This is a genomic window from Kitasatospora sp. NPDC002543 (assembly GCF_053594915.1).
In genome coordinates, this window is sequence record NZ_JBSFWR010000172.1 from 1 (window position 1) to 9,802 (window position 9,802).

Annotated in this window: 11 protein-coding genes; 6 read left to right on the forward strand and 5 right to left on the reverse strand. The window is 73.1% G+C overall.

Annotated elements, in window-relative coordinates; genetic code table 11:
* A partial coding sequence (locus tag ACWD4P_RS36855; protein WP_449782642.1) for an aldo/keto reductase occupies positions 1–1,002 on the reverse strand: 1,002 nt, incomplete at its 3' end.
* A gap of 503 nt (positions 1,003–1,505) precedes the next feature.
* Between ACWD4P_RS36855 and ACWD4P_RS36860 the strand changes: the two genes are divergently transcribed.
* Positions 1,506–3,023 carry a carbohydrate binding domain-containing protein gene (locus ACWD4P_RS36860; RefSeq protein WP_449782643.1) on the forward strand — a complete coding sequence of 506 codons (1,518 nt, stop codon included), beginning with the start codon at positions 1,506–1,508 and terminating at the stop codon, positions 3,021–3,023.
* A gap of 110 nt (positions 3,024–3,133) precedes the next feature.
* Positions 3,134–4,621 (forward strand): SDR family oxidoreductase, encoded by a 1,488-nt coding sequence (locus tag ACWD4P_RS36865; protein WP_449782644.1) that lies wholly within the window; start codon positions 3,134–3,136, stop codon positions 4,619–4,621.
* A gap of 31 nt (positions 4,622–4,652) precedes the next feature.
* Here ACWD4P_RS36865 and ACWD4P_RS36870 read toward each other — a convergent pair whose 3' ends face one another.
* On the reverse strand, positions 4,653–5,081 hold the full coding sequence (locus tag ACWD4P_RS36870; protein WP_449782645.1) for a hypothetical protein: 429 nt from the start codon (positions 5,079–5,081) through the stop codon (positions 4,653–4,655).
* Between the two features lie 71 nt (positions 5,082–5,152).
* Complete coding sequence (locus tag ACWD4P_RS36875; RefSeq protein WP_449782646.1) at positions 5,153–5,896, reverse strand: SDR family oxidoreductase; 744 nt, start codon at positions 5,894–5,896, stop codon at positions 5,153–5,155.
* A gap of 101 nt (positions 5,897–5,997) precedes the next feature.
* Between ACWD4P_RS36875 and ACWD4P_RS36880 the strand changes: the two genes are divergently transcribed.
* Positions 5,998–6,648 (forward strand): TetR/AcrR family transcriptional regulator, encoded by a 651-nt coding sequence (locus ACWD4P_RS36880; protein WP_449782647.1) that lies wholly within the window; start codon positions 5,998–6,000, stop codon positions 6,646–6,648.
* A 109-nt stretch (positions 6,649–6,757) separates the two neighbouring features.
* Entirely contained in the window at positions 6,758–7,060 is a 303-nt protein-coding gene (locus ACWD4P_RS36885) for a hypothetical protein (RefSeq protein WP_449782648.1), read from the forward strand.
* 15 nt (positions 7,061–7,075) lie between these two features.
* Here the strand turns inward: ACWD4P_RS36885 and ACWD4P_RS36890 are convergent, their stop codons facing one another.
* Positions 7,076–7,234: a hypothetical protein gene (locus ACWD4P_RS36890; protein ID WP_449782649.1), complete on the reverse strand. Its 159-nt coding sequence runs from the start codon at positions 7,232–7,234 to the stop codon at positions 7,076–7,078.
* 85 nt (positions 7,235–7,319) lie between these two features.
* Between ACWD4P_RS36890 and ACWD4P_RS36895 the strand changes: the two genes are divergently transcribed.
* The gene (locus tag ACWD4P_RS36895) at positions 7,320–7,727 is read left to right on the forward strand and encodes a hypothetical protein (RefSeq protein ID WP_359829452.1); all 408 of its coding nucleotides are present in this window, start codon (positions 7,320–7,322) and stop codon (positions 7,725–7,727) included.
* Between the two features lie 52 nt (positions 7,728–7,779).
* On the opposite strand, the gene ACWD4P_RS36900 is transcribed toward ACWD4P_RS36895, so the two are convergent.
* Positions 7,780–8,424, reverse strand: coding sequence for a TetR/AcrR family transcriptional regulator (locus ACWD4P_RS36900; RefSeq protein ID WP_359829453.1), 645 nt, complete (start codon positions 8,422–8,424; stop codon positions 7,780–7,782).
* A gap of 132 nt (positions 8,425–8,556) precedes the next feature.
* Between ACWD4P_RS36900 and ACWD4P_RS36905 the strand changes: the two genes are divergently transcribed.
* A complete protein-coding gene (locus tag ACWD4P_RS36905; protein WP_449782650.1) occupies positions 8,557–9,576 on the forward strand; it encodes a hypothetical protein in 1,020 nt (339 codons plus the stop codon).
* Positions 9,577–9,802 lie beyond the last annotated feature (226 nt).

Below are 9,802 nucleotides of genomic sequence, written 5' to 3' on the forward strand. Positions count from 1 at the left end.
GCTCGTGCGCGTGGACGACCTGGCAGCGACGAACCGACCGGACGGCGAGAACGGCACGGCCGAGGCTTCGGCCGTGCCCGTACCGGAGAACGCCAGGTCCACCGCCGACAGCTCGATCCCGGCCGCCCCCACGTTGTCCACCAGGTAGCGCGGCGTCCTGGTGCCCGGGATCGGGAAGACGTACCGGCCCTGCGCCAGCACCCAGGCCAGCGCGACCTGCGCGGGGCTCGCGCCGATCCGCTCGGCGACCGCCCTGACCGCCCCGACCAGCTCCAGGTTGGTCCTCAGCGCGTCCTGCTGGAAGCGCGGCAGCCCGCGCCGGAAGTCGTCGGCGGGCAGCTCGTCGAAGGACGTGATGCCCCCGGTCAGGAAGCCCCTGCCGAGCGGCGAGAAGGGCAGGAAGGCGATGCCCTGCTCCTCGGTGTACGGGAGCACGTCGGCCAGCACGTCCCGGGTCCACAGCGACAGTTCGGACTGCACCGAGGCCACCGGGTGCACGGACTGCGCCCGCTTGATCTCCTCGACCGTCGCCTCGGAGAGCCCGATGTTCCGGGCCTTGCCCGCCGCGACGACCTCGGCGAACGCGCCCCAGGTCTCCTCGATCGGGACGTCCGGGTCGACCCGGTGCAGCTGGTAGAGGTCGACGTGGTCGGTGCCCAGCCGGCGCAGGCTCTCGTCGATCGAGCGGCGCACGTGCTCGGGCCGGCCGTTGCGCTCGTGCTGGCCCCCGCCGCCCGGCACGATGCCCACCTTGGTGGCCAGGAAGGCGCGCTCCCGGTACGGGCCGGCCAGCGCGGCGCCGACCACCTCCTCGTTGGTGTACGGGCCGTACATGTCGGCGGTGTCGATCAGGCCGACGCCGAGGTCCAGCGCCTGCCGGATCACCCGGACGGAGTTCTCGTCGTCCCGGCTCCGCACGTCGTAGGCCCAGGTCATGCCCATGCAGCCGAGACCGATGACGCCGATCTCCGGGCCGCCGGTACCGAACGAGGCGTTGCGCATGGCAGTGCTCCCATCGTGGGTCGCGTGGATTCGCGCGATGTCGCGTGTTGTCGCGGGTTGTCGCGAGATTTCGTGTGGTGGTGCGTGGTGGTGCGTGGTGGTGCGTGATCAACGCCTTCAGCTTTCACCTTGGAGTGCGCTCGAGGTCAAGCCCGCTCGGATCCGCCGCGCCGGTCGACGCTCTGTTCACGGCCGAACCGTCGTGGCCGAACCGTCGCGGCCGAACCGTCGTGGCCGGCCGGCGGGATCGGCCACCACCACCGGCCGCCAGGGAAGTCGGGGCCCATGCCGTTCCCGCGCCCGCACCGCGTCTTAACCGTTCCTAAAACCTGCCCCCGGTGAGGCGTACGGGTCCGGGAAGTGCTTGACGTGCACAGCTGGTCTAGTCCAGTTTGATGCTCAGCACCGCGCTCCTCCCGCACCGGACCACCCCCAGACCGCCGCCCGCCCCGTGTCTCCCCCCTCGCGGCGCGGGCGGCCACCACGTCCCGAGAGGCACCCCCATGCCCAGCGCGCCCCAGCACGCCCCCACGCACCGCCGCCCCGCCCGCCGGACCACCCTGCTGAGCCTCGCCGCCGCCACCGCGCTCGCCGCCGGCGGCCTGGCCGCGCTCGCCGGGAACGCCGGTGCCGCCGACGGCAACCTGCTCGCCAACGGCGGTCTGGAGAGCGGCGGGCTCAGCCCCTGGAGCTGTTCCGCCGGGACCGGCAGCGTGGTCAACTCCGGTGCGCACAGCGGGACGTACGCCCTCAAGGGAGCGGTGAGCGCGAGCGACACCGCGCAGTGCGGCCAGACCGTCGGCGTCCAGCCGAACACCACGTACACGCTCAGCGCCTGGGTGCAGGGCCAGTACGTCTACCTCGGCGCCACCGGCAGCGGCTTCACCGACCCGGCCACCTGGACCGCGGGCGGCGCCAACTGGCAGCAGCTGTCCACGAGTTTCACCACCGGACCGGCCACCACCAGCGTCACCGTGTACCTGCACGGCTGGTACGGACAGGGCGGCTACCTCGCCGACGACATCGTCCTGACCGGCCCCGGCGGCGGCAACCCGACCACCCCGCCGAGCCCGACCGGCACCCCGACCGGAACGCCCACCGGAACGCCCACCGGCGGCCCGACCACCCCGGCGCCGAACGTCGCGCTCCCGGTCGCCCCGTACATCGACATGGGCGCCTGGCCGACCCCTTCGATGCCGGACATGGCCAAGGCCGGCGGCCTCAGGAGCTACACGATGGGCTTCGTCACCGGCGTCGGCTGCAAGGCCAGCTGGTTCAACGCCTACGACCCGCGCACCGCCTGGGCCAAGGACCAGGTGGACGCGCTGCGCGCGGCCGGCGGCGACGTCAAGGTCTCCTTCGGCGGCGCCGCCGGCACCGAACTCGCCGCCGCCTGCACCACGGTGGACTCGCTGTTCGCCGAGTACGACGCCGTGGTGAACACCTACGGCCTGCGCTACGTCGACTTCGACATCGAGGGCGCGGCCATCGCCGACACCGCCGCCAACGACCGCCGCTCCGCCGCGCTCGCCAAGCTCCAGCAGGCCCACCCCGGCCTCAGGGTCTCCTTCACCCTGCCCGTCCTGCCCGAGGGCCTGACCTCCGAGGGCGTCGCCATCGTCAAGTCCGCGCGGGACGCCGGGGTGGCCGTCGACGTGGTCAACATCATGGCGATGGACTACTACCGCAGCGGGACCGACTACGGCAACGCCGCGGTGCAGGCCGCGCAGTCGCTGTTCGGCCAGCTCAAGGCGCTCTACCCGGCGAATACCGACGCCCGGCTCTGGGCCATGGTCGGCGTCACCCCGATGATCGGCGAGAACGACGACCACCAGATCTACAACCAGGCCGACGCCCAGCAGCTGGTGGCCTTCGCCCGGCAGAACCACATCGGGATGCTCTCCTTCTGGGACGCCACCCGGGACGCCAACGCCTGCACCGGGGGTTCGCTGTCCAAGTGCACCAACATCCCGCAGCAGCCGTACGAGTTCGCGAAGATCCTCGGCCAGTACGCGGGCTGAGCCCACGGGCCCGTCTGCGGCCACCGGCGCTCACCAGCGGAAATTGGCATCTCATCGTCCCGGACCGTCCACTACAGTCCCTCCCACCTGTACGGCACGAAGGGGCGGACATGACGGTCCGGGACGACCACGACCAGCTGATCACCATTCATCCGGCGAGCGGCACCGGCGCCCACGCCGGCGGCGCGCGTGCCGGTAGCGCGTGCGCCGGTGAGGCGTACGCCGGTGACGCGCGTGCCGACGCCGGTGACGCGTGTGCCGACGCCGTCAGCGCGGAGGAACTCGCCGCGTTCAGCCGCACCCTCGGACGGCTGCGCCGCCTGCCCTCCCACGACCTCACCCGGCTGCACGCCGAGCGGCAGCTCAGCTCCTTCGTGATGGAGAGCCGCAAGCGCCGCCGCCAGGAGGCCCGCGAGGCCGTGCGGCAGGCCGACGCCGAGCTGCTCGCCGCCACCGCGACCGGCAGCCGCACCCGCCGCGAGGACGCGCCGCTGGCCGCCGCGGGCGGCCCGGTCGGCGAACTGCTCGTCCCGCACAAGTGCTACGTCTGCAAGCAGGCCTACCGCCGGGTCGACGGCTTCTACCACCGGCTCTGCCCCGACTGCGCGGCCGACAACACCACCCGCCGCGCCCTCGGCACCGACCTGCGCGGGCGCCGGGCGCTGCTGACCGGCGGGCGGGTGAAGATCGGCTTCCAGCTCGCCCTGATGATGCTGCGCGACGGCGCCGAGCTGATCGTCACCAGCCGCTTCCCGCAGGACACCGTCCGCCGCTTCCGCGCCGCCGAGGGCAGCGGGCAGTGGTGGGAGCGGCTCAGCGTGGTCGGCATCGACCTCCGCGACCCGCGCCAAGTCCTGGGCCTGACCGACCGGTTGCTCGCCGACGGGCGACCGCTCGACATCCTGGTCAACAACGCCGCGCAGACCCTTCGGCGCCCACCGGAGTCGTACGCGCTGCTGGCCGCGGGTGAGCGGGACGCCCTGCCCGCCACCGACCGCCGGGCGATCGGCCACGCGCCCGGATTCCGTCCGCTCGCCGGGCCCGCCCGGCTCCCCTCGGGTGCCGGGTCGTTGCTGGACTTCACCGACGAGGCCGGGCTGCTGCCCGACCCGGCGCCGGCCAACTCCTGGTCCACCAAGCTCGGTTCGCTCGACCCGGCGGAGGTCCTGGAGACCCAGCTGGTCAACGCGCTGGCCCCGGCCCTGCTCTGCGACCGGCTGCTGCCCCTGCTGCTGTCCTCCCCGCACCCCGCCCGCTACATCGTCAACGTCTCCGCGGTGGAGGGCCGGTTCGCCGTCCGCAACAAGACCGCCCGGCACCCGCACACCAACATGGCGAAGGCCGCGCTCAACATGCTCACCCGCACCAGCGCGGCCGAACTCGCCGGCCAGGGCGTGCACATGTGCGCCGTCGACACCGGGTGGATCACCGACGAGAACCCGGCACCCCGGAAGGACCGGATCGCCGCCCGGGGGTTCCGCACCCCGCTGGACGTGGTGGACGGCGCGGCCCGGGTGTACGACCCGATCGTCCGCGGCGAGGCCGGGGATCCCGTGTCGGGGGTGTTCCTCAAGGACTACCGGGTCGCGGAGTGGTGACGCGCCCGCCCCGGCGGGCGGCCGGGGCGGCTCAGGTGTCGTAGCAGCCGCACCAGGGGGCGTCGAAACCGAGGCCGTCCGGGTACAGCTCGAAATGCACCCGGTCCTCCTCGTCGCCCTCCTCCACCTCGTCCTCCTCGTAGTCCTCGCGGACCAGGCCGAACAGCTCGCCGTCGACGTGCACGGAGAACGGGGCGATCGCGATGTCCCCGTACTCCCGGCCCGGCAGGGCGTCGAGCTCCTCCGCCAGCAACCGCTCGGCCCGCGCCGCGTCACCGGCGGGGCGTATCCGCGAGTCGAGGTGCCGGCCGGCGGCGTCGAAGAGGTGCAGGACGGCGCAGTACCGGCCGACGCCGAGGCAGAGCGCCGAGGCGAAGAACTGGCCGCCCTGCCAGCGGCCGATGGTGTCGGTGCGGTAGCCGGGCTGGTGACTGACCGGGATGACGTCGGGAACGTTCACGGTCGAACCGTAGGCGCCGCCTGTGACAACGGGCGCCGCCCGCGTCCAGGGCCCGAGCGGCGCTGCCCGGCTCAGCGGCCGGTGGGGAGGTTCGCCCCGCCGGTGCAGTCGAACACCACACCCGTGACGAAGGTGTTGGCGGCCAGCATGTGGATCGCCCGTGCGACGTCCTCCGCGCGCCCGACCCGGCCGGCCGGGGTGGTGGCGGCGAGGCCCTGGAACAGGGCGGCCCGCTGATCGGCCGGGACGCGGTCCCACCACGGGGTGTCGATCACGCCGGGCGAGACGGCGTTGACCCGCAGCGGGGCGAGCTCGACGGCCAGCGGCGGGACCATCGCCTCCAGGGCGCCGTTGATGGCGGCCAGTCCGGCGGTGCCGGGGAAGGCGGCGCGGGCCGAGGCGGCGGTGATCAGGGTGACGGAGCCGTCCTCGCGCAGGTGCGGGAGCGCGGCCTGGAGGACGCGCACCTGCGGCCAGAACTTGGCGTCGAAGCCGGTCGCGAGCTCCGCCAGGTCGAGCCGGGCGAACGGGCCGGCGCCGGCCGCGCCGCTGACCGCGACGACCAGGTGGTCCACCGTGCCGGTCCCGGCGAAGAACTCGGCCAGGGCCGCCGGGTCGGCCGCGTCCAGCCGGTGGCCGCTGCTCTTGCCGCCGATCCGGGCGACGGCGGCGTCCAGCCGGTCGCGGTCACGGCCGGTGACCACGACCTCGGCGCCGTCCGCGGCGAAGGCGCTGGCCGCGGCCTCGCCGATGCCCGAGCTGCCGCCCATGACGACGACGCGCTGTCCGGCGAAGAGGTTTGACGCAGTGCTCATGGTGGTGGGGCCCTTCGACTTGTCGAGACCGTTCGTTCCGACAATGATGGTTGTCGAGACTGTTAGTCTTGTCAAGCGGGGACAGAAGGAAAGGGAGCACCATGAGCGAGACCCAGGACGCCGAAGCGGGCGCCGAAGCGGACGCCGGAACGGCAGCCGAGACCGCTTCGCCCGCGCGCCCGCACACCGGCCGCCGCCGCAACGAGGCCGCCCACCGGGCGATCCTCGACGCCGCCCTGCACCTCCTCGCGGAGTCCGACGGCACACCCGTCACCATCGACGCCATCGCCCGCACCGCCGGCGTCGGCAAGCAGACCGTCTACCGGTGGTGGCCCTCCAAGGGCGCCGTCCTGCTCGACGCCCTCACCGACCGCGCCGACCAGGACGTCCACGGCCCCGACACCGGCGACCTCGGCGCCGACCTGCGGGCCTTCATCACCACCACCTTCGAGGCCGCCCAGCACGACACCACCGCCTCCGCGCTGCGCACCGTCGCCCGCGAGGCCGCCCGCGACCCCCACCTCGCCGAACTGATGCGCGGCTTCACCGCCGCCCGCCGCGGCGCGCTCCGCGAGCTCCTCGCCAGAGGCCGCGAGCGCGGCGAACTGGCCGAGCATGCCGACCTGGACCTCATCGCGGACCAGGTCTACGGGGTCTTCTGGTACCGCTTCCTGCTCGGTCACGCCACCTTGGACGCGGACACCGCGGAGCGGCTCGCCTCCTCGCTGACCAGGGGGAACGCGCCCGGCTAGGAGCCACCCGGTCCATCATTGACGGCACGCCCTGCCTGCTGCACGAGGAGCCCATGACGGCGGCCCGAAGTCGATTGCCGGAAACCCGCCGCCGCGCGAGCATCGTCGGATGGACACGGATGAGGGTCGGAAGCTGATCCGGGTTGTGCAGACCTGTTCCGCCAGCCCGTCACAGTGGGACGCCTGGACGGAAGACGGCCAGTACCTGTACCTCCGGTACCGGCACGGCGAGGGCTGCGTCGAGTGGCACCCCGGGCCTGACGAAGACGCCGACACACCGGAGTCCTGGAACGAAGGCCGCTCGGGGCTCCTCGTCGAATGGGACGACGGCACCGACGGTGGTGCCATCGGCCTTGAGGACTTCCTCGCAGCAGCGGGCTTGGCGCTGGCGCCGGGCGCCTCTGTGCGTTGAGGTCGTGGCACGCGGTCAGGTGCGAAGCCGGATGATGAGGGCAGCCGCGGCGTCGGCGCCGAGGACGACGTCGCCGCGCTTGACGCAGCGAGCCGCGACGGCCCGGAGCCGTTTCAGGCGGTTGATGCCCCGTTCGACGGTATTGCGCTTCTCCGGCAACGGGTAACTGGGCAAGTGCCGCTCCGGCCTTCGGCATCGGCCTGGCCGTGGCGCACCGCCGTTCGTAGCATGACGGGCAACCAACCACGGGAGGGCCCTCATGAACCGCAGTAGAACGACCTGGCTCGCCGCCCCCGCGCTGGCCGCGGGGATGCTGCTCGGCGCGGCTCCGGCGCACGCGAGCACCGGAGTGCGGGTCGACAGCGTGAACGTCCCCTACGGCTCGGCGATGACGGTGTACATCGACGTCGCGTACTCCTGCGAGGCCGGCGGGCCAGCCCGGGCCGCCGCCGTCATCGCCGAGGACCCGCGCACCGGCGCCCTCGGCACCACCCGGTTCGCCCCGAAGTGCACGGGCGCGACCGTGCAGACGAGCGTCCACGTCACGGTCGTGAACCGGAGCAACTACGTCGCCGGCGACACCGCGGTCGTCCGCTTCTCACTGCTCGACGTGAACGGCGGCGAGGCCGTCGGGACCATCGCCCGACTCACCATCGGCACCGCCTGACACGGCCACCGACGGTCACCCCGGCCGTCGGCTCCGGCCGTCACTCCGGCCGTCACTCCGGAAGTTCCCCGCCGTCCGGCCGCGCGGACGACCGGCCGGACGGGCCCTGGCCGAGCGGGGCGCGCCCGCGCACCAGCGGCAGGTACACCTCGTCCACGATCTCCACCAGGACGTCGTCCGGCGCGGTCGGCACCCCGCGCACCACGAACTCGTTGCGCAGCAGCACCACCGCCACCGTCGCCACCCGGGGGTGCAGCGCCTCGGGGGCCGCCTCGCCGCGGGCGACCGCGCGGCCCAGCACGGTGAGCCAGGGCGCGGCCGAGGCGTCGCCGGACTGGTCCTGCAGCTGCGACAGGAACTCGGCCGCGCCGCCGGCGGCGGCCAGCAGCTCGCGCAGCACGGAGCCCAGCGGGGAACTCCAGTGGCGGTTCGCCTGGCGCAGCAACTCCAGTACGTCGCCGCGCAGTTCGCCGGTGTCGGGGACCGGGGAGGCCTTCGCGAGCTGCTTGTACGCGGCGAGGCCGAGCGCCAGGCGGTTGGGCCAGCGGCGGTAGATGGCGTTCTTGTTGGTGCCGGCGCGGGCGGCGACCTTGTCCATGGTCAGCCCGGCGTACCCGCCCTCGGCGAGTTCCTCGACCGCCGCGCCCAGGATCGCCTCTTCCAGCGCCGCTCCGCGCCGCCGCGTCTGCCCGGCCATGCCGCCGCCCTCTCCGTGGAGCCCTCCGCGGACCTCTCCACGGACCGCCCCATCCTTCTTGCCGTCGGCGCCACCCGGCAACTAGGGTACTTGGCGTACCGTAAATCCCCTCTCACCGAAAGGCGGAAGAACGTGCGCGCCAAGGGAATCAGCTACGACACCGGATTCATCAGGAACGGAACCTCCTCCCGAACCCGCTTCGACCCCGAAGTGGTCGAACGCGAGATGAGGATCATCCGGGACGAGCTGCACTGCAACGCGGTCCGCATCATGGGCGGCGACGCCGACCGGGTCGAACTCGCCGCCCGGTGCGCCGCGGCCCTCGGCCTGGAGATCTGGTACTCACCGTACCCTCTGGAGCAGACCGCCGAGGAGATGCTGGAGCTGTTCGCCGACTGCGCCGAGCGCGCGGAGCGACTGCGCCGGGACGGGGCCGAGGTGGTCTTCGTGACCGGCGCCGAACTCAGCCTGATGAACCCGGGCTTCCTGCCCGGAGCCGACACGGCGGAGCGGGTCGCCCTGCTCGCCCGGCCCGAGCAGCTGCGCGAACAGCTCGGACCGGTCAGCCGCCGGGTCAACACCTTCCTCGGCCGGGCGGTGGCCGCGGTGCGCGCACGCTTCGGCGGGCGGGTGACGTACGCCGCGGTGCCGCTGGAGCGGGTGGACTGGGAACCCTTCGACCTGGTCTCACTGGACCTATACCGCGACGCCGGGACCGCCGACCGCTTCGCCGCCGGCGTCCGCGAGCTGACCGCCCAGGGCAAGCCGGTCGCCGTCACCGAGTTCGGGTCCGCCACCTACCGCGGCGCCGGCGACCACGGCGCCCGCGGCCTGGACATCGTCGAGTACGACGCCGACGGACCGGTCCGCCTCGACGGCAGCTACCAACGCGACGAGGCCGGACAGGCCGCCTACCTCCGTGAACTGCTGGAAGCCTTCGACACCGGCGGCATCGACGCCACCTTCGTCTTCACCCTCGCCCTCTACGACCACGTCCATCGCCCGCACGGCGACCCCCGCGACGACCTCGACCTCGCCAGCTACGGCATCACCAAGACCTACGAGGACCACCCGGGCACCACCCACCCCGGCGTCCCCTGGGACCCGAAGGAAGCCTTCTTCACCCTCGCCGAGTACTACGCCGCCCACTGACCCACCCTCCCCACCCCGCTGCGCGAGAAGTCGGCCCCGCCGACTTCTCATGCGACACCACTCCAGCGAACCCCGCATCCACCCCCAGGCCACTCGGGCGCCGGCGCACTGCTGCGCAGGAAGTCGAATACGTGACTCTGCTGGCGAAGTCGTTCGGGGTGGGTGTGGGGGCGGTAGGTTCCTGCTGGTTGGGGTGGGTTGGCTGTCTGTGGGGGTGGGCTGTGCT